Annotated in this window: 22 protein-coding genes; 16 read left to right on the forward strand and 6 right to left on the reverse strand. The window is 54.0% G+C overall.

Annotated features, from left to right (window positions below; genetic code table 11):
• The first annotated feature begins 85 nt into the window (after nt 1–85).
• The 4 genes from ACSC94_RS02580 (at nt 86) to parC (ending at nt 5817) form a co-directional block, all read left to right on the forward strand.
• Nucleotides 86–1855: a L,D-transpeptidase family protein gene (locus tag ACSC94_RS02580; protein WP_435641509.1), complete on the forward strand. Its 1770-nt coding sequence runs from the start codon at nt 86–88 to the stop codon at nt 1853–1855.
• A 148-nt stretch (nt 1856–2003) separates the two neighbouring features.
• Entirely contained in the window at nt 2004–2591 is a 588-nt protein-coding gene (locus tag ACSC94_RS02585) for a YcbK family protein (RefSeq protein ID WP_435641510.1), read from the forward strand.
• Between the two features lie 62 nt (nt 2592–2653).
• Nucleotides 2654–3403: a DNA repair protein RecO gene (gene recO / locus ACSC94_RS02590; protein ID WP_435641511.1), complete on the forward strand. Its 750-nt coding sequence runs from the start codon at nt 2654–2656 to the stop codon at nt 3401–3403.
• Nucleotides 3404–3549: 146 nt separating this feature from the next.
• Nucleotides 3550–5817 carry a DNA topoisomerase IV subunit A gene (parC, locus tag ACSC94_RS02595; protein WP_435641512.1) on the forward strand — a complete coding sequence of 756 codons (2268 nt, stop codon included), beginning with the start codon at nt 3550–3552 and terminating at the stop codon, nt 5815–5817.
• Nucleotides 5818–5970: 153 nt separating this feature from the next.
• Here the strand turns inward: parC and motB are convergent, their stop codons facing one another.
• Genes motB through ACSC94_RS02610 form a run of 3 tightly spaced genes read right to left on the reverse strand, consistent with a single transcriptional unit; the run spans nt 5971 to nt 9610 of the window.
• Nucleotides 5971–7017 carry a flagellar motor protein MotB gene (gene motB, locus ACSC94_RS02600; protein WP_435641513.1) on the reverse strand — a complete coding sequence of 349 codons (1047 nt, stop codon included), beginning with the start codon at nt 7015–7017 and terminating at the stop codon, nt 5971–5973.
• A gap of 23 nt (nt 7018–7040) precedes the next feature.
• Nucleotides 7041–7907 (reverse strand): flagellar motor stator protein MotA, encoded by an 867-nt coding sequence (gene motA, locus ACSC94_RS02605; protein ID WP_435641514.1) that lies wholly within the window; start codon nt 7905–7907, stop codon nt 7041–7043.
• Between the two features lie 56 nt (nt 7908–7963).
• On the reverse strand, nt 7964–9610 hold the full coding sequence (locus ACSC94_RS02610) for an EAL domain-containing protein (protein WP_435641515.1): 1647 nt from the start codon (nt 9608–9610) through the stop codon (nt 7964–7966).
• A 242-nt stretch (nt 9611–9852) separates the two neighbouring features.
• On the opposite strand from ACSC94_RS02610, the gene ACSC94_RS02615 reads away from it, so the two are divergent.
• The 5 genes from ACSC94_RS02615 (at nt 9853) to ACSC94_RS02635 (ending at nt 14923) form a co-directional block, all read left to right on the forward strand.
• The gene (locus ACSC94_RS02615; protein ID WP_435641516.1) at nt 9853–10959 is read left to right on the forward strand and encodes an enoyl-CoA hydratase/isomerase family protein; all 1107 of its coding nucleotides are present in this window, start codon (nt 9853–9855) and stop codon (nt 10957–10959) included.
• A 224-nt stretch (nt 10960–11183) separates the two neighbouring features.
• A complete protein-coding gene (locus tag ACSC94_RS02620; RefSeq protein ID WP_435641517.1) occupies nt 11184–11660 on the forward strand; it encodes a MarR family winged helix-turn-helix transcriptional regulator in 477 nt (158 codons plus the stop codon).
• A 29-nt stretch (nt 11661–11689) separates the two neighbouring features.
• Complete coding sequence (locus tag ACSC94_RS02625) at nt 11690–12220, forward strand: hypothetical protein (RefSeq protein ID WP_435641518.1); 531 nt, start codon at nt 11690–11692, stop codon at nt 12218–12220.
• Nucleotides 12221–12233: 13 nt separating this feature from the next.
• Nucleotides 12234–14258 carry a hypothetical protein gene (locus tag ACSC94_RS02630; RefSeq protein ID WP_435641519.1) on the forward strand — a complete coding sequence of 675 codons (2025 nt, stop codon included), beginning with the start codon at nt 12234–12236 and terminating at the stop codon, nt 14256–14258.
• Nucleotides 14258–14923 (forward strand): DNA methyltransferase, encoded by a 666-nt coding sequence (locus tag ACSC94_RS02635; protein WP_435641520.1) that lies wholly within the window; start codon nt 14258–14260, stop codon nt 14921–14923. The genes ACSC94_RS02630 and ACSC94_RS02635 overlap by 1 nt, the downstream gene beginning before the upstream one ends.
• 6 nt (nt 14924–14929) lie before the next feature.
• Here ACSC94_RS02635 and ACSC94_RS02640 read toward each other — a convergent pair whose 3' ends face one another.
• Nucleotides 14930–15748 carry an enhanced serine sensitivity protein SseB C-terminal domain-containing protein gene (locus ACSC94_RS02640; protein WP_435641521.1) on the reverse strand — a complete coding sequence of 273 codons (819 nt, stop codon included), beginning with the start codon at nt 15746–15748 and terminating at the stop codon, nt 14930–14932.
• A gap of 12 nt (nt 15749–15760) precedes the next feature.
• Nucleotides 15761–16966, reverse strand: coding sequence for an acyl-CoA dehydrogenase (locus tag ACSC94_RS02645; RefSeq protein WP_435641522.1), 1206 nt, complete (start codon nt 16964–16966; stop codon nt 15761–15763).
• 69 nt (nt 16967–17035) lie between these two features.
• Between ACSC94_RS02645 and ACSC94_RS02650 the strand changes: the two genes are divergently transcribed.
• The 5 genes from ACSC94_RS02650 (at nt 17036) to ACSC94_RS02670 (ending at nt 20161) form a co-directional block, all read left to right on the forward strand.
• The gene (locus ACSC94_RS02650) at nt 17036–17242 is read left to right on the forward strand and encodes a DUF6898 family protein (protein ID WP_014102539.1); all 207 of its coding nucleotides are present in this window, start codon (nt 17036–17038) and stop codon (nt 17240–17242) included.
• A 69-nt stretch (nt 17243–17311) separates the two neighbouring features.
• Nucleotides 17312–17752, forward strand: coding sequence for a ribose 5-phosphate isomerase B (gene rpiB / locus ACSC94_RS02655; protein WP_435641523.1), 441 nt, complete (start codon nt 17312–17314; stop codon nt 17750–17752).
• Between the two features lie 98 nt (nt 17753–17850).
• The gene (gene glyA, locus ACSC94_RS02660) at nt 17851–19143 is read left to right on the forward strand and encodes a serine hydroxymethyltransferase (protein ID WP_435641524.1); all 1293 of its coding nucleotides are present in this window, start codon (nt 17851–17853) and stop codon (nt 19141–19143) included.
• Between the two features lie 20 nt (nt 19144–19163).
• Nucleotides 19164–19643: a transcriptional regulator NrdR gene (gene nrdR / locus ACSC94_RS02665; protein WP_435641525.1), complete on the forward strand. Its 480-nt coding sequence runs from the start codon at nt 19164–19166 to the stop codon at nt 19641–19643.
• Between the two features lie 44 nt (nt 19644–19687).
• Nucleotides 19688–20161 carry a transcription antitermination protein NusB gene (locus tag ACSC94_RS02670; protein ID WP_435641526.1) on the forward strand — a complete coding sequence of 158 codons (474 nt, stop codon included), beginning with the start codon at nt 19688–19690 and terminating at the stop codon, nt 20159–20161.
• Here the strand turns inward: ACSC94_RS02670 and ACSC94_RS02675 are convergent.
• Complete coding sequence (locus ACSC94_RS02675; protein ID WP_435641527.1) at nt 20145–21197, reverse strand: dTDP-glucose 4,6-dehydratase; 1053 nt, start codon at nt 21195–21197, stop codon at nt 20145–20147. The genes ACSC94_RS02670 and ACSC94_RS02675 overlap by 17 nt on opposite strands.
• 333 nt (nt 21198–21530) lie before the next feature.
• On the opposite strand from ACSC94_RS02675, the gene ACSC94_RS02680 reads away from it, so the two are divergent.
• Nucleotides 21531–22016: a flagellar basal body-associated FliL family protein gene (locus ACSC94_RS02680; RefSeq protein ID WP_435641528.1), complete on the forward strand. Its 486-nt coding sequence runs from the start codon at nt 21531–21533 to the stop codon at nt 22014–22016.
• A 231-nt stretch (nt 22017–22247) separates the two neighbouring features.
• On the forward strand, nt 22248–24350 hold the full coding sequence (locus ACSC94_RS02685; RefSeq protein ID WP_435641529.1) for a sodium-translocating pyrophosphatase: 2103 nt from the start codon (nt 22248–22250) through the stop codon (nt 24348–24350).
• Nucleotides 24351–24487: the final 137 nt, after the last annotated feature.

Below are 24487 nucleotides of genomic sequence, written 5' to 3' on the forward strand. Positions count from 1 at the left end.
TCCGACCCTTATCCCATTGTATGGTAAAGCTCTGTTAACCAATTGGCGCGACAATGGAAGAGTGTGCAAAGGAGCCCCTCTTATTATGTCCGCGCGTTTTTCTCACCGTCTTTTTAAATCGCTGATGATTGCCGGGGCCAGTGTCGCCATCGGCATCGGTGCGGCGCAATATGCGCGCGCGGAAACCGTGGACGGCCCGACCAGCCCGTCCTTGAAAATGGCGGCCTTGCCCTTTGCCAATATTGGTGAGAACCGGATCATCCGGTCCGAGATCGCCACGAATTTAATGTCCGGATCTGTCGATGGCCGGACCTTCCGCAATCCCGATGCGATGCAGGCGGCCTATGCCAGCCGGAGCAGTGAACCGCTCTGGGTTGGGCGCGATGGTGCGGAAACGGACATTGCTGATTTCATCGCTGTGCTGGAACAATCATGGACCCATGGTTTGAATCCGGAGCAATATCATCTGACACAAATCAAAACACTGGCGGGTTCCGAAAGCCCGCAGGACAAAGCGCATCTGGACCTGCTGATCAGTGATGCCGTTATGCGCTATGGTCAGGATGTCAGCGGCATGCGCGTGGCCCCGGACCGCATCAGACAAAAGGCCGAATATTGGCGCCAGCCAATGGCCGCCAGCGATGTCTTGACGCAGGTATCATCATCGGATGATCCGGCAGAGACATTGGAAGAGCTTGCGCCGCAGGGGTCGCTCTATGATCGTCTGCGCGATGAACTGGTTACTCTCAGCCGTTCGCCAGAACGCGCGGCGGAGGAAGCGGGCCCCGTGAATTTTGGTGGCGGATTGTTACGCCCGGGTGAGTATCACAAAAATGTTCCAAAATTGCGCGCGCGTATGGGGCAATCCCATGACCCGGCATACGGACCAGAAAATTTATATGATGATGAATTGGCCGCCGCCGTCATGAAGTTTCAGGCGCAGCATGGTCTGTCCGCAGACGGCGTTCTGGGGCCGAAAACACTGGCCTTTATGAATCAATCCGTGCGCGAAAAGATGGAACAGATCATTGTGAATCTGGAACGTCTGCGCTGGTTGGAGCAGGAAAAACCGCGTCGCTATATTCTGGTGAATATTCCGTCCGCAACCTTGTGGGCGGTGGAGGGCAATGATGTTGCCGCCCAGATGCCGGTGATCGTTGGGCGCAAAGATCGCCCAACAAAAAGCTTCACCACGGAAATCACGGGGATCCGTTTCAATCCGAAATGGAACGTACCCACCACGATCAAGACCAAAGATTATCTGCCGCGCTTGCAGGAAGACCCATACTATCTGCAGGATAAAGGCATCGAAGTTTACCGCGTGATCGAAGGTCGCCGCGAAACGGTGGACCCGGCATCCGTCGATTGGGCCAACATGACCCGGTCCGATCTGGCCCGCCTGAACATGCAGCAAGGGTCGGGCGACAATAACGCGCTGGGTCGTATCCGCGTGTTGATGCCGAACCAGTACGATATTTACCTGCACGACACCAATTCACCGGGCCTGTTCGCCAACAATGACCGGACGCTCAGCTCCGGCTGTGTTCGTATGGCGGATCCGGAGAAGGTGGCTCGTTTTATCCTCGGCCCGAACCCGGGATGGAGTGATGACCGGATGCACAGCCTGATCGCCCGGGGCTCGACCTCCGAGGTGAGGGCGGAACAGAAGCTGCCCGTGTACTTCCTGTACCAGACCGTCTGGCTGGATAACCGGGGCCAATTGGTCTACGGGCCGGACATATACAGGGAAGATCAGCGTCTTTTGGCCGTCCTAAAGGATATGAAAGCCTATGCGATTCCGGATAGGGATGGGGTGAAATTTGCGGCCATTTCCCAGAATCCTGCAATTCAGTAGAAAATAATCTTTGTATTTCAGCGCACTAATCTGCGCCCTTGTTGATGTGGACCCGAAGCCATAAAATTGGCTTCGGGTCTTTACATAGGGACTCTCAGAGGCAATACTCCAGCCTCGCATCTCTGAAACAACAAAGGTTAAAAGAGAAATGCTTTTCGACAATGAAAATGGCGCATCGCCATTGATCGGTCGTCGTGATGTTTTGAAGTTCGGCATGATGGCTGCGGTCACCGGGGCTGGTGGATGTTTAATGTCCGCGCCCGCACTGGCTGCTCTGAAGATGCCCAAGGCGGACTCTTATCGCGTTACCATTCACAATGCCCATACGAACGAAAGCTTCAATGGGGTTTACCGGATCGGCAATCGTTATCTGCCCGATGCGTTTGAACGTCTGAACGTCGTTCTGCGTGATTTCCGCACCAATGAAATCTTCCCGATCGACCCGCGCGCCATTGATATCCTGTTCGTTCTGCAACAGAAAATCGGCAAAAACCAGCCGCTGGAAATTCTGTCGGGCTATCGCTCGCCGAAAACCAACACCATGTTGCGCAAGGCCAGCGGCGGGGTTGCCAAAAATTCCCTGCACATGGTGGGGCAGGCAATCGACATCCGGGCGCCGGGCTATTCCACGCGTCGCTTGCGCGATCAGGCCATCAGCCTGAAAGCGGGCGGGGTCGGCTATTATTCCCGCAGCGACTTCGTCCATGTCGATACGGGCAAGGTTCGTAGCTGGTAATAAGTTTTAAGAAACGGCCATTTGGGCCGTTTTTTTATGGCTGCATCATATAAAGTAAAATCATGGAAAACTGGCGCGATCATGGAATTGTTCTGGCCGTCCGCGCGCATGGCGAGGGCGGGGCGGTGGTTTCGGTTTTAACCGAAACCTATGGCCGCCACGCCGGGTATGTGCGCGGGGCGGGGTCATCACGCCTGCGCGGTATTCTGGAACCGGGCAATCTGGTGCAGGTGGAATGGCGGTCCCGTGTCGCGGAGCAGCTGGGCAGCTTTGCCATTGAACCCGAACGGGCCATTACCGGACCATTATTAAGTGATCCGCTGAAACTCGCGGCGCTGACATCGGCGTGCGCGCTGTGTGATTTTGCTCTGCCGGAGCGTGAGGCCCATCCGGGATTGTTCCACGGCTTGCTGGCCTTGCTGGATACGATGGGCAATGACGATATCTGGGGCGCGGCCTATGTGATGTGGGAAATTGCCTTTATGCGCGAATTGGGGTTCGGGCTGGATTTCTCGCGCTGTGTCGCGGGGGGGGATTCCAACCGTCTGGCCTATATCAGCCCCAAATCCGGCCGCGCGGTCAGTGTGGATGCCGCCGCGCCTTATAAGGAAAAACTTCTGCCCCTGCCGGGCTTCCTGAAATCGCCGGGATTGGATGGCGCGGGGCAGGCCGGGGTGGACGATGTCCTGACAGGCCTGAAAATGAACGCCCATTTCCTGGAACATTGGGTGTTTGTCCACCACACGCGGGGCCTGCCCGAACCGCGCCTGATTTTACAGGACCGGTTTGACCGGGTGGGGCGGGCGGCCTGAAATAGGGGCGTCATCCCGGCGAAAGCCGGGATCTTCCAGCCATAATGGACGAAGACCCCGGCTTTCGCCGGGGTGACGGGCCTCAAGCGGGGGAAAACTGCGCAAATCCGCTGGTTTTTTGGCTTGGGGGGCGTTAAATTCCGGCCATGGCACCACGTAAAAAAACCACGAATCAGACCCCTCCGTCCCCCCCGACCGCAGTGATTGACCAATCGCTGGGCGATATTCTGTCGGAACGGTATCTCTCTTACGCTTTGTCGACCATCATGTCCCGGTCGCTGCCCGATGTGCGCGATGGGTTGAAGCCGGTTCACCGCCGCCTGTTGTTTGCGATGGACCAACTGAAACTGACCCCGGACCAAGGCCCGAAAAAATCGGCGCGTGTGGTCGGTGACGTCATCGGTAAATTCCACCCGCACGGGGACCAGTCGGTGTACGACGCGCTGGTTCGTCTGGCGCAGGATTTCGCGGTGCGCTATCCGCTGGTGAATGGTCAGGGGAACTTCGGTAACATTGACGGCGATAACGCGGCCGCCATGCGTTACACCGAAGCCAAAATGACTGAAGTCGCGCGATTGATGTTGGAAGACATCGATCAGGACGCGGTTGATTTCCGCCCGACCTATGACGGATCGGGGGAGGAGCCGCTGGTTATGCCGGGCGCGTTCCCGAACCTGCTGGCCAACGGGTCATCCGGTATTGCCGTGGGTATGGCCACCAACATTCCGCCGCATAACGTCGCCGAACTGTGCGATGCCATGAGCATGATGCTGGATGATGGCGACGTCACGGTGAAAGACCTGCTGAAACACGTCAAGGGGCCGGACTTCCCGACGGGCGGCATTCTGGTCGAGCCAAAGGAAAACATTCAGACCGCGTATGAAACCGGTCGCGGTTCTTTCCGCCTGCGCGCGCGCTGGGAGAAGGAAGAGCTGAAAGGCGGTGGATACCAGATCATCGTCACCGAAATTCCGTATCAGGTTCAAAAATCCAAACTGGTTGAACGTCTGGCCGAATTGATCGTCACCAAAAAGGTTCCGATGCTGGACGACGTGCGGGATGAAAGCGCGGAAGATATCCGCCTCGTCCTCGTGCCGAAAACCAAACTGATCGAACCCGAATTGCTGATGGAAGCGTTGTTCCGCAATTCCGATCTGGAAACGCGATTCTCGCTGAACATGAACGTTCTGGATAACGGCGTTACCCCGCGCGTGATGAACCTGAAAGAGGTTTTGTCCGCATGGCTGAAACACCGTCAGGAAGTTCTGGTCCGCGTATCAAATCATCGTCTGGGCAAGGTTCTGCACCGGATCGAGGTTTTGGACGGTTATATGATCGTCTATCTGAACATCGATGAGGTCATCAAGATCATCCGCGAAAGCGATGAACCAAAACCGAAATTGATGAAGAAGTTCGGTTTGTCCGATGTTCAGGCCGAAGCGATCCTGAATATGCGTTTGCGCTCCTTGCGCAAACTGGAAGAAATCGAGATCAAGAAAGAACACACGGGCCTGTCGAAAGAACGCGACCAGTTGCAAGCCTTGATCAAATCCGAAGCCAAACAATGGGCGGCCATCCGTAAACAGGTGGAGGGGCTGAAAGAAATGTTCGGTCCAAAAACCGCACTGGGCAAACGCCGCAGCGTGATCGGAAAAACACCGGCCCCGGCCGCAGTTGAAAACCTGGAAGAGGCGCTGGCCGCGATTGATAAAGAACCCGTCACCGTGATTTTGTCCGCCAAGGGCTGGATCCGCGCGATGAAGGGGCATGGCCACGATCCGAAGGAATTCAAGTTCAAGGACGGCGACAAAGGCCGCTTTGAAGTTGAATGCCAGACGACGGATAAAATTGCCTTGTTCGCCACCAATGGTCGTTTTTACACGATCGGGGCGGATAAATTGCCCTCGGGCCGTGGGTTCGGTGAACCTGTGCGATTGATGATCGATCTGCCGAACGATGCCGATATTCTGGTCGCGATGATTTACAACCCGGACCAAAAATTCCTGGTCGCCAGCGATGATGGCCGTGGCTTTATCGTCGCGACCAAGGATGTTCTGGCCCAGACCAAAAATGGCAGGCAGGTTCTGAACGTCGATACGGGCAGCGAAGCCAAAATCTGCGTCGAAATTCTGCCCGGCCACGACCATCTGGCCGTGATTGGCACTAACCGCAAAATGCTGGTCTTCCCATTGGATCAAATTCCGGAAATGGCCAAGGGCAAGGGCGTCGCCCTGCAGAAAATCAAGGACGGCACATTGGCCGATGCCAAGCCGTTCAACATGAAGCAGGGCCTGACCTTCCGCTCTGGTTCCAGCGAGAAGAAAGTGGACGGAGTCAAAGGCTGGCTGGGCGAACGGGCCCAGGTCGGAAAACTCCCGCCCAACGGCTTCCCCCGCACACCGAAATTCGACTAATAAAAAATCCCCGCGATGTGCGGGGATTTTTTATTGCGATCACCCCCATATGTTGTCATTCCCGCGAAAGCGGGAATCCATACAGAAGATGGGTAGTCTCAATGGATTCCCGCTTTCGCGGGAATGACAACTCAGGGGATGGGAGAAGGGCGCTTAAGGGAAGTAAACCTCACCCGGTGTCCGTTTGAACGTGCCAACCGGTTTCTGGTTGATGTCCTTGGTTGGATCGGAGGCGGGGGCTTGGTCCATCTTCACGCCGCGTTTTTCCAGTTCCTGCGTCGCAATTTTATCCAGATCATCGCGTAACAAGATAATGCTGATGCGGCGGTTGCGGGCATCTTGCGGGTTATCCTTGAACATATGGTCGGTATCGGCCTTGCCCACAACGTCGGACAGGCGTGGTTCCGGGATGCCGTCATCCATCAAAACGCGGCGCGTTGCGTTGGCACGGTCGGCGGACAGTTCCCAGTTGGTGTATGTCGCGCCAGCGCGGTATTTGAAACTGTCGGTATGGCCGCGAACCGATACGTTGTTCGGCATGGCCTTCACGACTTCGGATACGGCGTTCATCAATTTCTTGGTTTTGTCGAACATCTGGGCGCTGCCCTTCGGGAACATCGGGTCGCCTTCCTGATCGACGACCTGAATGCGCAGGCCTTCCGGTGTAATATCAATCATCAGGTTTTTGGCCAATTCGGCCAGTTCCGGATTCTCCCCGATTTTTTTCTCCAGCTCCTGCTTGGCCTCTTCGAAGCGTTTTTCTTCTTCTTGGGCCAATTCGGCTTTCAGTTGCTCCAGTTGTTTTTCTGTCGCCGTATCTTCGGGTTTTTCTTCACCGCTTTCGCCGCGCTGGAAACTTTTGGTCGTCGTGCCGCTGGTCTGGGGCAGGGAGATGTTTTGCATGGTCGATGTCATCGCCCCTTCGGTCGACATCGCGGTGCCGCCCATAATGCCGCCAGCGCCACTGGTGCTCTCGGATATTTTCGGGTGGGTGGGGTCGAAATAGTTGGAAATGGCGTTGCGTTGCTCTTCGGTCGTGACGTTCAGCAACCAGAGCAACAGGAAAAATGCCATCATCGCGGTCACGAAGTCGGCATAGGCCACTTTCCACGCGCCACCATGGTGGCCGCCCGCGACTTTCTTCACACGTTTTATAATAATGGGGGCCTTGTCGTCCTTCGACCCTTTGCCTTTACTCATGGCGGATTATCCTTCGCGAGGCCTTAACCCGGGCTCGGCAGTTCGTTCAGTTTTTCTTCCAGTTCCAGGAAGCTTGGCTGAATATGATGGGGCAGGAATTTACGGGCAAATTCAACGGCCACCTGTGGCGCGGCGCCGTTCAGGAAGGCGATCACGGCAACCTTCATGCAACGATAATACATGACTTTTGATTCAGCTTTGGTGCCCAGCGCACCGGCTGTCGGGCCGACGATACCATAGGCCACGAACACGCCCAGGAACGTACCAACCAACGCGCCACCGATCATCTTACCCAAAACTTCCGGTGGTTCGGTGATGGACCCCATCGTTTTAATAACACCCAGAACGGCGGCCACAATACCCAGCGCCGGAATACCGTCGGCCATGGTCTGTACGGCATGGGCCGGGTGCATGGCTTCGTGGTTGATGGTTTCAATTTCTTCGTCCATCAGCGCTTCGATCTGGTGCGGGTCTTCGTTGCCCAGTGAGATAATGCGCAGATAGTCGCAGAAGAACGTCGTCGCATGGTGGTTCGCGGCAAAGGCGGGGAATTGTTTGAACAATTCGCTGTCATGCGGATGTTCAATATGCTGTTCCAGCGCCAGCCAGCCTTTTGTCCGCGCCAGTTTGAATGTCATGTACAGCATGCTCAGCAATTCCATGTAATCGCTTTTGCCGTGCGCTTCCGGTTTGACCAGACAGTTCAGTTCCTTCAGGGTGTGTTTAACGACGTGCATCGAATTGGCGATCAGGAATGCGCCGATGGCAGCACCGATAATGATCAAACCTTCATACGGCAGAACGGCGAGAATGGGGCCAATATGACCACCAGCCCACAGGTAGCCGCCAAAGACCGTCGCAAAAACGAAGATAATACCGAAAATTTTCATAGTGAACGCGGAGCCGTTGCTTGTGAGTTAATGAAACTGAGCGGTTTGATTGTATCCTATGTATTCTCGGCCTGCATCCAGTTTGTGTACTCCGGTTTCGGCATGGGTTTGGAGAACAGATAGCCCTGACCGTAGCCAATCCCCAGTGATCGGACCTTGTCGGCCTGATCCTGTGTTTCGATCATTTCGGCAATGACCTTAATTTCCAGATCGCGGCACATCTGGCTCAGGTTCTTCACCATAATCGCGTCGCGTTCGGAATTCAGGATCTTCTTTGTGTACTGCCCGTCAATTTTCACATAATCAACGTGAATGCGGTGCAGATACTGGAACGAGGCGGAGCCCGCGCCAAAATCGTCCAGACAGACCTTGAACCCGTCATCCTGCAGGATCTTCACGAAATGGTTCACCATATCCAGATCCTGGATGGTGGTGGATTCCGTAATCTCGAACATCAGGCGGTCGGACAGCGTTTTGTTCATCAGCAGCTTGGCGTGCAGGGTCTTGAAAAACTGTTCATTTTGAATCGATTGGCCGGACAGGTTCACAGCAAACTTCGTCCGCCGCCCGGATGATTTATAGAGCAGGTAATTGATGGCGCGCTCGCACACGGCAATATCGAAATCGGCGGCCATGCCAATATCTTCACCGAAGATGATCCATTCCTGGGTCGGGGTGTTGTCGCGGAAACGGGACAGCATTTCAAAGTGTACGGCATCGCCCGTCTTCAAATCCACAATGGGTTGGAAGTGCAGATCGAAGGCCAGTTGTTCCACCATGGTTTTAAACTGGCTGATCTTCTGGGCGTTGACGCTGACATAGGCTTTGAAGCCGGAGTTCAGTGTTTCGATAGAGAGGGATGTTCCCTTCCGCTCGAATTCGTTGATGGTGTAAATCAGCGCTTTGGTCGTTTCGCGGTCGCTCAGGGTTGAGAGATCGGCGGAAACGGTTTTGCTTTCAACCGTAAAGCCCGTTCCGGTCGGGTCGCTTTCTTTAGCCAATCTCTCAATTTCACCGCGTAACATATCGGCATTAATGGCTTTATCGTGAATGACGCTATAACGCCCATCGGCAATTTCTGCGGCGGCTTGACCGTCAACGGATTTGGAACTGAGCAGGGATGTCATGGCATCGCGGAACTGGTTCCATTGTTCGTCGCCGATGCGGCCACGCACTTCGCCAATGTTGGCGATGTCCAGCAACGTCATATCCAGATCCTGACCCAGCGATTTTGCCAGATCGAGCGCTTCCTTCGCGGCAGCCAGGAAGCTTTCTTTATCCAGAAGCTCGCGGTCTTCGTAAAACTTCACCTCTTCCGCATGTTTGGACATCAGGACGTTAGAGAAGCCGATCGACAGATAAAACTTGTCGCTGTCCGGCATGCGGATGGCGCTGAGCAGGGCTTGGTGCCCGCCGCCAATGGTCTCTTCCAGTGTCACCAGAACCGGGCCGCAACGCTGTGCCATGCGGGCGCGTTCTTTCATGCTGGACAGGGTGGTGCGATCGTTGGGGGAAAACATGTCGAGCCAGCGAAGGCCCATCAGACTTTTGTCGTTAATGCCGACCAGAGAACGCGCGGCCCCCAGCGCATAGGCAATGGTTCCGTCCTCGGCCACCTCGATCAGGAGGTCGGACGTCGCAAACGAAAACGCGAGGAAACGGTCGCGTTGTTTTTTGATTTTATCGAGCTTGTCGTCTGCCATGCCGATTTTCGAGCCGTCACAGCTCCCTATAGAAATATACGCTGAATCCGCCGGACGAATCTGTCCGGTGCGGGTCTTTGGAGCCCCCAGTCTGGCAGGCGAGATTTACTATTTAGTTAAGGGATTTAGGGCTTATTTTCCCTATTGGTTATGGTGATGTTGCCGGGTTGCAAATGGGCGTCATTCGTTACAGGATTTAGGCCGCATGCAATCTTGTTCAAGATGGAGTTTCAGAGCGTACTATGGCACCACACATCGAAACCAACCCCCATTTGCGCGTTGAAACCCACGGATCCGTTGGGTTTTTAACGCTGGACCGCCCGCAGGCGTTGAATGCCCTGACCCTTGGGATGATCCGGGGGATCCATGCGGCATTGGATGCGTGGCGGGATGATGATGGTATTCGGGCCATTATCATTCGCGGGGCCGGGGACCGGGCCTTTTGCGCGGGTGGTGATGTAAAGGCGGTGTATGAGGCCGGGGTGAATGTTATCGATCCCGATGCAAAGACCGCTATTGCGCGTGTGTATTTTGCCGATGAATACCGCATGAACCGGGCCTTGTTCCATTACCCGAAGCCAATCGTTGCCTTCATGAACGGGATTGCGATGGGGGGTGGATATGGCGTGGCGGGGCCGTGCCGTTTCCGTATCGCGTCCGAAAAAACATTATTCGCCATGCCCGAGGTGGGCATTGGATTCTTTCCCGATGTGGGCTCGGTTTATTTTCTGACACGCACATCATCCCCCGGTGTGGGGTTGTGGCTGGCTTTGACGGGGCAGGCGGTTCCGGCATCCGATATGCTTTATGCCGGGTTGGCGGATGTGTTTGTGCCGTCCGCCGATCACGATGATTTGATGACGTCCATCATTCATGCGGTGAATGCCAGTGTTGATGCAAAGGCAGCGGAGGGGGCGATTGCGGGGTTGTTGCCGACCGGAAATGGCGGCGCTGGGGCGTCTGCACTGGCACGGAATGCGGAAGCGATTGTGGATGTTTTTAAAGTGGAATCTCACCTTGAGAATATTCTACAAGAGGCTGAAAAATCAGAGAATAATTTTATAAACGAAACGATGCGTATTGTAAAAACAAGGGCGCCGCTGAGTTTGAAAATTACCCATAATTATATACACCGGATGCAAGGTGCGTCCTTTGATGCGGTCACGGCAATGGATTACCGACTGGCCATCGCCTTCATGCGCGATCACGATTTTTACGAAGGCATTCGGGCGGCTTTGGTGGACAAGGATAAAGACCCGCATTGGAACCCAAGCGCGCTGGGCGCGGTGAGTGCCGCCATGGTTGAGGCGTATTTTTCAGATCAGTACCCGGATTTGGATGGCTTGTAACCCAATCTTTTTCGTCATACCGGCGAAGGCCGGTATCCATACGATCTGCCCACTGGATACCGGCCTTCGCCGGTATGACGAAAATCTTGAGCGGGGTGCTTAAAGGAAATTTAACTTGTCACCCGCCATATTAAGGTTATGATTCAATTAGGATTCAGGGTTTTGCGACCCGGTCGTCCTTCCACATTTTCGCGTATTCACGCTTTCAAGACGGAGCATCTACAGTGACCACACCGTATTATGACGCCATCCAGTTGATTGAACGGTTGCACCGTTACTTCCTCGACGTGCTGAAGGTCGAGCTGGACCGCCGCGGCGTGCAGGACATTAACAACGTCCAGTCGATGATCCTTTATAACATTGGCGAAGATGATTTGACGGTTGGTGAATTGACCATCCGTGGTTATTACCTCGGGTCCAACGTGTCCTATAACGTGAAGAAGATGGTCGAAAACGGCTATCTGATTCAGGAACGTTCTGTTCACGACAAACGCTCCATCCGCGTTCGCCTGTCGGACAAGGGGACGGCGCTGCGTGATGCGATTGCGCAAATGCTGAAACGCCACGAAGAAAAACTGGGCGGTACCGAACTGACCACCCAGCGTCTGAGCGACCTGAACCATACCCTCCATCTGATGGAACGGTTCTGGGCCGCGCAAACCGGATTCACAGGGGCCTTGTCCGCCGAAGATTTCGATTAAGGGTTTTGGGGGCCATCCCGGTGAAAACGATGATCGACGATCTTCCTGTATCATCGCTGGCGTCCCCTACATCCCGCGTACATTTCCCGATTGATGGGCAATCGCCTTGGGTGAATGTCCTGCGCATGATGGTTTTTGGCTCCGCCGCGACCGGGTTGGTTGTGGCGGGCTTTTTATTATCGGACCCGGATTTTCAGCACGCCGGAATTGTCCTGACCGTGTTGGCGGTCTTGCTGGTTACAGAATTCGTTGCCGTGCGCGCATTGATTATTCCCCGCACCCGCAATTATGCCCGTTTCCGCATCACGGAACGCCGCATCGAAATCTTCCCCTTAACACCATCCGGCCTCGGCGCGGCCCGCGAACCCGACGCCTTGTTCCCAACGGAATATGTCGGCGTGTCGGTTGACCTGCAAAAGGGCACGGACCTGTATTGCGTGACCCTGATCCACACCAACCGCTCCAAAAACCTCCCCGCCCGTACCTTCGCCAACGACAACGATGCGCGTGACTATGCGATCGCATTGGCTGATGCGCTGGGGTTGAAGGTGATAACCTAACGGATCGGGAATTATGGCGGGCAGGGATTATTATTCATTAAAGCTGAAGAAGTTCCAGCCCGCGACAGCGAAAAGTGGGATGGATGGTTGTTGGTGGCTAGCCCTTTTTTTTGCCATTGTGCTCTTTGTGCCATTGGCGGAGAGTGGGATAATTCCTTCCGATTTATGTGCGATCCCGGCTGATTTTCTATCGCTTCATGGCATCCTGAACGAGTATTACGGTTGGCGCGTCACTGATTGCGTGGTCAGTCATTTTGTCGGTGTATCTTTGCTGTTCATTTTGGGTTGTTCGCTCCTGTCATTTATTCTGTTGCGGATTTTCGGTTATGTCGGGCTTTGGGGACTTGTTAACGGCGTCGGCGTTGTTGATGCGGATGGAGGGCGGGTAAGTGTAAAGACCGCCCTGAAATTCATTTTTCTGCGCCCTACAATGATTGGTTTTGGTGTGATGGGGCTGATCTATGTGATGTCCGGTGGGATTATAGATCTATACATTGTGATGAAGGTTATTATTTTTTCGTCATTCTTTGGTGGGATAATTGTTCTTCACGATTTTTTCTCCCCCGTTGAGCATACGTTCATTGAACGTATTAGCGGTGCCCGATTTGCCCTGAGGCAAAAAGGTCAAGATGCTTGGCGTAAAAAAGAAACTAAAATGCGTCATGGATGGCGCAAAATCTGGCATGGGATTTGTTTCTACACACAAGGTGTTTTCTATGCAGCATGGTTCCTGTTTTTAAGTGTTCTTACATTTAATCTGATGCGTGAGCCGCTGACGTTCAATGCGTCAGAGAGGCAGGCGCTTTATGAACGCCCGGCGCCGGATTGGGATGGCAATTTGGCTATTGCTATGGCTGGGCTATCTGCGCCTGAAAATGTGGAGGATAGTTACGAATATGGCCGTGAAAAATCCGCTTTCTACATAAATTCAGTCAATAAAATGAAGGAAGCTTTGCGGATAAAGTTTTATACAGATGTGTCCGACGATCTGATTTCGCGGCATTCATTAGAGCGCGAAAAAGATGAAATATTTTTCCTTGGTGATATGCGCAAGGAAGGTGTGGAATGTCTTTATAGCATGGATCAAAGATCAGATTCTGACTGGTGTCCGAATGGCGGGAGCGGCGACGTCCAAAGCATAATTGAAAGCAATCGACGTGCATGGGCGCGTTTTCAGGAGATTCCAAGTTACAAAAAATACAATCCAGTACCAGTAAATCACAATATGGATCTTCTTATAGATCTTGCTAGTGTTGAGGCTGGGAATATTTTATCCATGCAAGGGCGTGGAGAGCAGAAAAAGGCCGTCGCTGATTGGGTTCGTTTTATGTCTGCGTATAATAAAATTATCAAAGGGGCTGATAACTCCAGGGATAAGGGGCTTGGCTTTGTTTTGTGGTGGACGAATATAAGTGCATTAGAGACCATGCTCTTTGATTCACCGGAAATTGCAATTGATCTGGACGCTGATTTGTTAAACGTTTTGCCGTTTGAAACGTTAGGTGATGTAAATATGGGTAGTATTATTGCAGATGATTGGGCTGCGTCGTCATTGGTTTCTTATGCTTTTTTTGGGGTGTCACCGGCAGAGGCAAGGCGCGTGCAATACTGTATGGTTTTGAATGCTGAGTTGGTTAAAAAAACGGCCGCCGAGTTTTTTGCCGAAAAGGAACACAATATTTGTTCCAATACGTATCTTGATAAGGGTGAAAATATTATTCTGTGGGCGTTATCTCAATCGGGATTTGTTGTAACGAGCATGGGACATCAATTGTTTTCGTCTCTTGAGAAAAGAGAGGCTTTTGTAAAATATGCGCATAATATTGTTTCAATGACAGATTTGGTACGCGCAGCGATTTTCATTCTGAATAATGATGTTCCGGAAGGGCGGATTGCTGATACGTTGAAAACGATGAAAACAGGACGCCCGATTTTATGGGATCCGGAGAAAAGGTGGCTTTATGTTGAAAATCCGCATGAAACATATGAAACACCAAGGTTAAAATTCCGTCTGAATCTGGAGCGTAAGTTTCAATAATGCCACGCCCATCCTTCCCCCTGCATCTCGATCTCCCTTACGTCCTCGACCGCGATCCGCCGCCGTTTGAGGATAATGCGATTAAGTATCCGGAGTCGTTGGTCCGGCATTTTATCAAAACCTACACCAAACGTGGCGACCGGGTGTTTGATCCGTTTGCGGGGTTGGGGACGACGTTGTTCGTGGCTGAGGAATTGGGGCGGGTGCCGTTTGGCATTGAGTATGATGCCCACCGCCATGAATGGGTGGCGGGGCAGTTGGATCATTGGACCAATATGGTCTGCGGTGATGCGGGTGCGATGGAAAAATTTGGATTTCCGAAGATGGATTTCTGCATGGCGTCGCCACCCTTCATGCGAATAACGGACAAATGGAACCCGCTTTATGCCGGAAACCCGAAACAGGCCGGATATGACCGGTATTTAAAACGCATGGGTGTGATTTATGCGCGGCTGGCAACCGTGATGAAGCGGGGGGCTGTGGTTGTCGTGCATGCGGATAATCTATCCGGTGCAACCTATACGCCGCTGGTGCATGACCTGAGTTTGGTCATCGGAAAATCCATGCGGCTGGAGGGCGAAACGATTGTTGCGTGGACCGGCCGCAAGGTGCCGGATGACTACCACCATACCCATTGTCTCGTGTTCAGGAACGTATCGCCCTAAAGCGTATTACGCGTGCCCGCCATCATGCCCATGCGGGTCGAGGCCCCAGCGGGCTTCGTAGAAGGGTTGGGTTTCCTGAATCAGGTAGGCGGAAACGCCCGTTGGTTCGTCAATCGTCTTCCGGTCAATGAACAGAATGTCGACAACTTCGTCCGGCATTACGTCGGCGGCAATGCTGCCCGCTTCGGCGGAGATGCGTTCGAAATGGTGTTCGTCCGTGACCACGCCGACCAGAATATGGGGTTGTGGTTCCGCGCCACCGGAATAGGCAATGGCGGCCAGCCATGCGCTGTGCACCGCGTGTTCGCCGGCGAAATAGGTGGTGAGAGAGTGGATCAGCGTGCTGGGGTATTCGCTCGGCTGGCCGATCACGACTTGCGTGTCCTTTTCAACCACCATGCGTTCGCCCGTGGCACCTGGCGTGCCACCATCCAGCAATGTTTCAATTTCTTCCGGCGAAAATTCTTTCGCGTGGTCGGAATAGGGGTTCAGGACCAAAGCGGTGCCTTGGGTCATTTCCAAAAAGGCCTTGGCGGGCAGGCGCAGATAGGGCACTTCATCCTGCGTCGATTTCATCAATTCGTGCAAGGATGTGAAGAACGGGATGACATTCTGTCCTTCGCGGTTGGACCAGCTTTGAATTTGTACGCTGCTACCGCCTTTCAGCGCGATATCATCGTCGTTGTCTTCGTGGCCAGCCGCAGATCCGATGACCAGAATGTCCGATATCATCAAACGCCGGTAAAATTCCGGGCGGTGGGCCGCCTCGGCACTGGCCAGCGCCAGAATTTCGTTCAACGGGTCCTGTTCATCATCAAAATGCATGCACGCAGTTCCTTAGCTAAAGGCCTGTAGTCCGGTTATAGCACGCCCCAGAATTAGCGCGTGGATATCATGGGTGCCTTCATATGTATTCACGGCCTCCAAATTCATCACGTGGCGAATGACGTGGTATTCATCGGAAATTCCGTTACCGCCCAGCATGTCGCGGGCGACGCGGGCGATGTCCAGCGCCTTGCCGCAGTTATTGCGTTTCAGCATTGAAATGGCCTCCGGTGCGGCGCGGTAATCATCGCGCAATCGGCCCAGACGCCACGCAGCGATCAAGCCGAGCGTAATTTCCGTTTGCATGTCGGCCAGTTTTTTCTGAATCAATTGTTGTGCGGCCAGTGGTTTGCCGAAAATGACGCGGTCCATCGTATATTGACGGGCCATGTGGAAACAGTATTCCGCCGCGCCCATCGAACCCCATGCAATGCCATAGCGGGCGGAGTTGAGGCAGGAGAACGGACCCGTCAGGCCCTTGATGTTCAGGATCATGTCGTTGGTGACCGGAACTTCGTCCATCGCGATGCCGCCGGTGATGGAGGCGCGCAGGGAGAATTTTCCTTCGATCTTCGGTGCGGTTAAGCCCTTCATACCTTTTTCAAGGACGACGCCAACGATATCGCCATCATCATTCTTGGCCCAGACCACGAACACATCGGCGATGGGGGAATTGGTGATCCATTGTTTGGACCCGGACAGGACGTAACCCGATCCGCTTTTCTTCAACCGGGTTTTCATGCCCGACGGGTCGGACCCGCCATCCGGTTCGGTCAGGCCGAAACAACCAATCAATTCGCCGGTGGCCAGTTTGGGGAGGTATTTCTGTTTCATTTCCTCCGACCCAAACGTGTGGATCGGATACATGACGAGGGAGGATTGCACCGACATGGCGGAGCGGTAACCGGAATCGACCCGTTCCACTTCGCGCGCGATCAGGCCGTAAGCCACCTGTGATACACCGGCGCAGCCATAACCCTCCAGCATGGCACCGAGCAGGCCCAGTTCGCCCATTTCGCGCATGATCGCGGGGTCGAATTTTTCGTGGCGGTTGGCCTCCAGCACGCGGGGCATCAATTTGTTCTGGCAGTAATCGTGCGCCGTATCGCGGATCATCCGTTCATCGTCGCTGAGCAGCTCGTCCAGCAACAGGGGGTCTTCCCATTGGAAAACGGGGCGGGCGGGTTTGGATGGTTTTGTTTGTGGTTGCGCAGACATTTTTTAGAACTTCCCAGTTTTTAAATTTTTTGACCTTGGGTACTATATGGTTGAACATGGATTCAGACAATGACCGACAACCCGCTTAAAAACCGCGAAGTAATTATCGAATTCCAGCAGATCGGCACGATTGTGCGGGTCTCGGCCATGGACGTCAAAACCCTGACCGAAGCCATTATTCAGGGCCCGGCCAACACGCCCAAGCCGATTTTGGAGCGTAACGCATTGAAAAAATTGGAATATACCCTGAAGAAAAAGGGCATTATTCCCGCCTAAGCCCCTTTCCCCGGGGCAGGGCCTACTATATATTGTGTCTCCCACAACTCAGACACAGGATATCGTGGTATGCCCAACCGTCAGACCCTGGCCATTTCCTGCGATCATGCGGGCTTCGCAATGAAAGAAGCCCTGAAATCCCATTTTGCCGACCGGGTTGATTGGATCGATCTGGGAACCAACAGTGTGGATTCGGTCAGCTATGCCGATTTCGGCAAAGCCATGGGGCAGGCCATTACCGATGGCCGGGCGGAACGGGGCATTGTGATTTGTGGGTCTGGCAACGGTATTGCGATTGCCGCCAACCGTTTTCCGGCGGTGCGGTGCGGCCTGTGCACGGATGCGACCATGGCGCGCCTGACGCGCCAGCATAATGACGCAAATGTGATGGCGCTCGGCGCCCGCATTATTGGCATTCAGGTCGCCATTGATTGCGTCGAAGAATTTTTAAACACCGCATTCGAAGGCGGCCGCCATCAGGCCCGCGTCGATGCGTTGGGGCAGTGTTAAATCAAATCACCACCCGTCACCCCGGCGAAGGCCGGGGTCCATGGGATGGATCGTATGGATACCGGCCTTCGCCGGTATGACGAAAAAAGGAGATAAGAATGGGTGTAGCGGTAAAGAAAGAATTTGAGATGCAGGAAACATTGAAAGATCAAGACCCGGAAATTTTCAATGCCATTCAGGGCGAATTGGCGCGGCAACGCGACTCCATCGAACTGATCGCCAGCGAGAACATCGTATCCCGCGCCGTGCTGGAAGCGCAGGGGTCGGTTCTGACCAACAAATATGCCGAAGGCTATCCGCATAAACGCTATTACGGCGGCTGTGAATTTGTGGATGTGGCCGAGGAACTGGCGATTGAACGCGCCAAGCAATTGTTCGGCTGTGCCTATGCCAACGTGCAGCCCCATTCCGGGTCGCAGGCGAACCAGGCCGTATATTTCGCGTTGCTGAATCCGGGTGACCGCGTTCTGGGCATGCGTCTGGACCATGGCGGGCATTTGACGCACGGCATGAAACTGAACCAATCCGGCAAATGGTTTGATTTTGCGTCCTATGGCGTATCGGGCACCGATCACCGCATTGATTTTGACGAAGTGCGCAAACTGGCCCACGAACACAAACCGAAAATGATCGTGTGTGGCGCCTCCGCCTATTCCCGCGCGATTGATTGGGCCAAATTCCGCGAAATCGCGGACGAGGTGGGCGCGTATCTGTTCGTCGATATGGCGCACTATGCCGGTCTGGTCGCCGCAGGTGTGTACCCAAGCCCGATCAAGCACGCGCATGTTGTGACAACAACGACGCACAAAACCCTGCGCGGTCCGCGCGGCGGCATGATTTTGGCGGATGACGAAGAAATTGGCACGTTGATCAACAAAGCCGTATTCCCCGGCATTCAGGGCGGGCCGTTGATGCATGTGATTGCGGCGAAGGCTGTGGCTTTTGGTGAAGCCCTGCGCCCCGAATTTAAAACCTACGCTCAGCAGATTGTGAAGAACGCGATTGTTCTGGCCGCTGCGTTACAGGATAAGGGCTTTGACATCGTATCCGGCGGCACGGACAGCCATGTGATGCTGGTTGACCTGCGTCCGAAAAAACTGACCGGGAACATTGCGGAGAAAGCATTGGACCGGGCGGGCCTGACTTGTAACAAAAACGGCATTCCGTTTGACCCGGAAAAACCGATGGTAACATCGGGCATTCGTTTAGGCACCCCGGCGGGGACGACCCGCGGGTTTACCGAAGTTGAATTTTTAATGATCGGTGAATGGATTGCCCGCGTTCTGGATGGTCTGGCCACCAATGGGGCGGATGGAAATGGTGATATTGAACGTGCCGTGCGCGCCGACGTCGAAGCCCTGTGCAAAAAATTCCCGGTTTATCCGGAGTAAAAACAGAAGGAGGGGTCATCATGCGATGCCCGTTTTGTGCCTGTGAAGAAACGCAAGTAAAAGACTCCCGCCCGACGGAGGATAATTCCGCCATCCGTCGTCGTCGCTTCTGCCCGACCTGTGATGAACGTTTTACGACGTTTGAACGGGTGCAGTTGCGCGAAATGACCGTTTTGAAATCCGGCAACCGGAAACAACCGTTTGACCGGGACAAAGTGTTCAAGTCGATGCAGATTGCCCTGCGCAAACGCCCGGTCGAGCTGGAACAGATTGAAAAGGCCGCCAACCAGATCGTGCGCCAATTGGAAAGCGCCGGCGAGGCGGAAATCCCGTCCGCAACGATTGGGGAGCATGTGATGCGGGCCTTGGTCCTGTTGGATCAGGTTGGCTATATCCGCTATGCCTCGGTATATAAGGATTTCTGCCAGCCGCAGGACTTTAACGCGTTTTTGGGCGAGTTAAAGGAACTGCCGACAACGAAAAAACGATCCGGCGTATAAAAAGCTGGAATTTTGCATTTGCTAACGATATGGTCCGCCGCATCATGAGTACAGAAGCATCACCGAAAAAATCCGAAGGTTCCCCCAAAGCCCGTGCGTCCGCCGCACGATTGGCCGCGGTGCAGGCCGTTTATCAAATCATGACCAACGATCAATCCGCCCGCGCGGTGATTGACGAGTTCCGGTTGCACCGTTTCGGGCAAACCGTGGATGGTCAGGATATGGTGATGCCCGATGGCATGATGTTCACGACCATCGTGAACGGCGTGTATGACCGCCTGAACGAAATGGAATCCTATATCGCCAATGCCAGCGGCCGCCCGGTGACGGACAAGCCGAAGGAGCCGTTGCTGCATGCCATCATGCTGTGCGGGGCCTATGAAATGGCGGACAGCCCGAATGTCGACGGCCCGGTGATCATCAGCGATTATCTGGATGTGACCCACGCGTTTTACGAGCAGGGCGAAGCCCGGCTGGTGAACGGTGTTCTGGACAAGCTGTTTAAAGCGCTTCGTTAAGGTCCAGCCATTCGCGGCGGTCCAGCGACCAGTTGATCGTCTTCTTCAATGAATCCGCAAACATCAGCGGCGGGGCCCAGCCGAGGTCCCGCATCTTTGATCCATCCAGCGCATAGCGCAAATCATGGCCCGGGCGGCTGGAATGGAAATCAACCATTTCGTGGTTAAGCGCACCCGCGCCAGTCAATGCCACAACGTTATCGGCAATCATGTGGGCGAGGGTCAGGTTATCGACTTCTTGTTCACCAACGATGTGATACGCCTCTACATCACGCGGGTTGGTTCCCGTCCACGGTTTTTTATTCAGCAGGAACATATGCGCATCGGCGACGTTGCGCGCGTGAATATAATGCCGTTTGCCCGCGCGTGTTTTATCGGGCGTGGCGTGAATGGGCACGATACTGCCATCCATCACGGACCGCACAACTTTCGGAATGAATTTTTCCGGGTGCTGGCGTTCGCCAAAAATATTCATCTGGCGCGTAATGATACAGGGCAGGCCATAGGTGTTGGCAAACGACACAACCATCTGTTCGCCCGCGCTCTTGCTGGCGGCGTAGGGGTTTTTCGGATTGTGGCGGTCCAGCTCGCTGTGGCCGTGCATATCGCCATCCAGCGGCACCGGGCCGAACACTTCATCTGTTGAGAAATAGACAAACAGTTCGAGATTGGGCAGGCCGCGCGCAAGGTTCAGAATATTGGTCGTGCCCAATACATTCGATTCAACAAAGCGCAGCGGATCGGAAATGGAATGATCGACATGCGATTCCGCACCCAGATGCAGAACGTGCGTGACATCGCGCAATTCACGCACCAGATTTTGTCCGGCCGGTTGGCGGAAATCATATCCCAGATAACGGAAACGCGGATGGTTGAACGGATCAATCTGAATATCGCGCAGACGCTCCAGCGATCCGGCATAGGTCAGGGCATCAACACCGATGATCGTGTCATCGGTGGTTTTCAGGATGTGTTCAACAAAATGGTGGCCGACAAACCCGGCCGCCCCGGTCAGGAGAATAATACGGTTGCTCATGGGGCGGACTTATATAGAAGCCGCCGTGCAGGCGGTAGGGAATTTGTCCAAAATCAGTCTTTCCTGAGAAAAATGTTAAATTCTTTAGGGCAACGGGGATGGGTTAGGGTTGTCATTTTGCGAGGCAAGTTGAAAAAATACTGCTTTATCAGTATGTTCGTAGGGATAGGGAGTCGCGGAAACCCATAAAAATTACATAAAATGTAATATGACTCTAACCTAATGTTAGCGAATAGGGGGTACTCTTAACCATGGGGTCGACGTGGCATACGGGGTTGTGTGCCGGGTTGATGCATTCGAGTTCTGGGGACTATCTACTGGGTTTGGGGAATAATGAAGCCTCTTCTGATTATCATCTTTGCTCTTGTTTTGTTAGGCGGCGGCGGTGCTGGTGCCTACTTCTACTTTGCAAAACCGGCGCAAGCGGCGGTGGATGCATCGGGCGAGATTGCGCATGCGCCGAAGGCAGCGAAGAAAAAGGGGCATGCCAAAGATGCTGAGAGCAAGTTCGTTGAGCTTGATCCGCTGATCCTGCCGGTGGTCACGAAAAACGGTGTGTCCCAAGTGTTGAGCATGGTCATCGTTCTGGAAGTTCCGAACGAAGAGGCAATGAAAAATGCTGAACATCTGGCCCCGCGTTTGAAAGACGCATTCATTCAAGACATGTATGGTGTGTTGAGCCACGAAGCCGTGATGAACAGCGGTGTGTTGCAAGTGGGCCCGTTGAAAAATCGCCTGACCCGCGTCAGCCACAAGGTGCTGGGTGAAGACGGCGTGAACGATGTTCTGATCCAGGTGATTCAACAACGCAGTATGTAAGCGTTTATTGAGCATCCGCAGCATAGAATTATTGGAATATGCAAAGGCCCGGTTTCCGGGCCTTTTTTCATGTTGCACTGCGATTGCACACATCTATTTACGGCACTGCATCGGCGCACCCCTTGCGCCTGTGTTGTGAATTGTGCAATTTTCTCGCGCTTTTAAGCAATTAAGAGCAGGTCACTTAATAAGTAAAAACACTAAAGAACCTGAACCATAAGGGGATCTGGAATGGTCAATATCTATCTCGCGATTGCGTGTTGCGGCGCGTTGGCACTGATTTACGGTGCCTATGCCACACGCAAAGTTATGGCGATGAGTGCCGGGAACGAACGGATGCAACAAATTGCATCCGCGATTCAGGAAGGTGCTGCTGCCTATTTGAACCGTCAATATACGACGATTGGTATCGTCGGTGTTGTCGTTGCTGTCTTGCTGACCTTCTTGTTGGGTATGCATGTCGGTATCGGCTTTGTTATCGGTGCGGTCCTGTCGGGCGTTGCTGGTTACATCGGTATGAACATTTCCGTTCGTGCCAACGTTCGTACGGCACAAGCCGCGACAGTTGGTTTGAACGAAGCACTGGGCGTTTCGTTCCGTGCAGGTGCGATTACGGGTATGCTGGTTGTTGGTCTGGGTCTGCTGGGTGTGACATTGTACACCTGGTATCTGGATCATAACGGTATCGCTCTGCGTCCGATGCTGGAGGCCCTGGTGGGTCTGGGCTTCGGTGCGTCGCTGATCTCGATCTTCGCGCGTTTGGGCGGTGGTATCTTTACCAAGGGTGCGGACGTTGGTGCCGACCTGGTTGGTAAAGTTGAAGCCGGCATCCCCGAGGATGACCCGCGGAACCCGGCCGTTATCGCTGACAACGTTGGTGACAACGTAGGCGATTGCGCTGGTATGGCCGCCGACTTGTTCGAAACCTATGCCGTGACCGTTGTGGCCACCATGCTGATCGCGTCCAGCGTCTTCGCCGAAGATGTTGCCCGTCAGATGATGATGCTGCCGCTGATGATCGGTGGGTTGTGTATTGTTGCTTCTATCGTTGGAACGTTCTTCGTTCGCTTGAAGAACGGCAGCACGAACATCATGGGCGCACTGTATCGTGGTCTGGTTTGGACGGGTGTTCTCTCGGTCATTATGATCGCGGCCCTGTTCTTCAAATCCGGTCTGGTTCAGGACGTTGCAATGGCCAACGGTGAAACCATGACGGTTATGAGCCTGTTCTGGTGCGTTCTGACTGGTCTGGCTGTAACGGGCTTGCTGGTGTGGGTGACTGAATACTACACCTCCACCGCGTTCCGTCCGGTGCGTTCGGTTGCCAAGGCTTCCGAAACGGGCCACGGCACGAACGTGATCCAAGGTCTGGCCGTATCGATGGAAGCCACCGCATTGCCGGTGATCATCATCTGTATCGGTATCTGGGTTGCATTCTACTTTGCTGGTTTGTTTGGTATCGCCATTGCGGCGACCACCATGCTGTCACTGGCTGGTATGATCGTTGCTCTGGATGCCTATGGTCCGGTCACGGATAACGCCGGTGGTATCGCCGAAATGTCCAAACTGCCGGATAGCGTTCGCGTGACGACGGATGCGTTGGATGCCGTTGGTAACACGACGAAAGCCGTGACCAAGGGTTATGCCATCGGTTCCGCTGGTCTGGCTGCTCTGGTGCTGTTCGCTGCCTATACGGAAGAGATCAAGCACTACCTGCCGGATCTGGCTGGCATCACCTTCCCGTTGCAAGACCCGTACGTTGTGATTGGTCTGTTTATCGGTGGTTTGTTGCCGTACCTGTTCGGTGCCATGTCGATGACTGCTGTTGGCCGTGCGGCTGGTAGCGTTGTTGTCGAAGTGCGTCGTCAGTTCCGCGAAATCCCGGGCATCATGGAAGGCACAGGCAAGCCGGAATATGGCCGCGCCGTTGACCTGCTGACCAAAGCCGCGATCAAGGAAATGATGGTTCCGTCACTGCTGCCGATCTTGGCTCCGGTTGTTCTGTTCCTCGTTGTGTACTTCATCAGCGGCGATCTGACCCCGGCCTTCCAGGCTCTGGGTGCGATGCTGATGGGCACGATCGTGACTGGCCTGTTCGTTGCTATCTCGATGACATCGGGTGGCGGCGCATGGGACAACGCGAAGAAGTTCATCGAAGAAGGCAACTACGGTGGCAAAGGTTCCGAGGCTCACAAAGCCGCTGTAACCGGCGACACCGTTGGCGATCCGTACAAGGATACAGCCGGCCCGGCGGTTAACCCGCTGATCAAAATCGCGAACATCGTGGCCATTCTGCTGGTCGCTATCGTTGCGAAATTCGTGGCTGGCGTTTAATAAGCCGCAGAAATCCAAGAAAAAGCCCCCGGAAACGGGGGCTTTTTTATTGGTTTTGTTGCCGTCTTTCCTTTCCGTCATACCGGCGAAGGCCGGTATCCATACGGTCTATCCCATGGATACCGGCCTTCGCCGGT

Source organism: Micavibrio aeruginosavorus, from assembly GCF_051245535.1.
Taxonomy (GTDB): domain Bacteria; phylum Pseudomonadota; class Alphaproteobacteria; order Micavibrionales; family Micavibrionaceae; genus Micavibrio; species Micavibrio aeruginosavorus_D.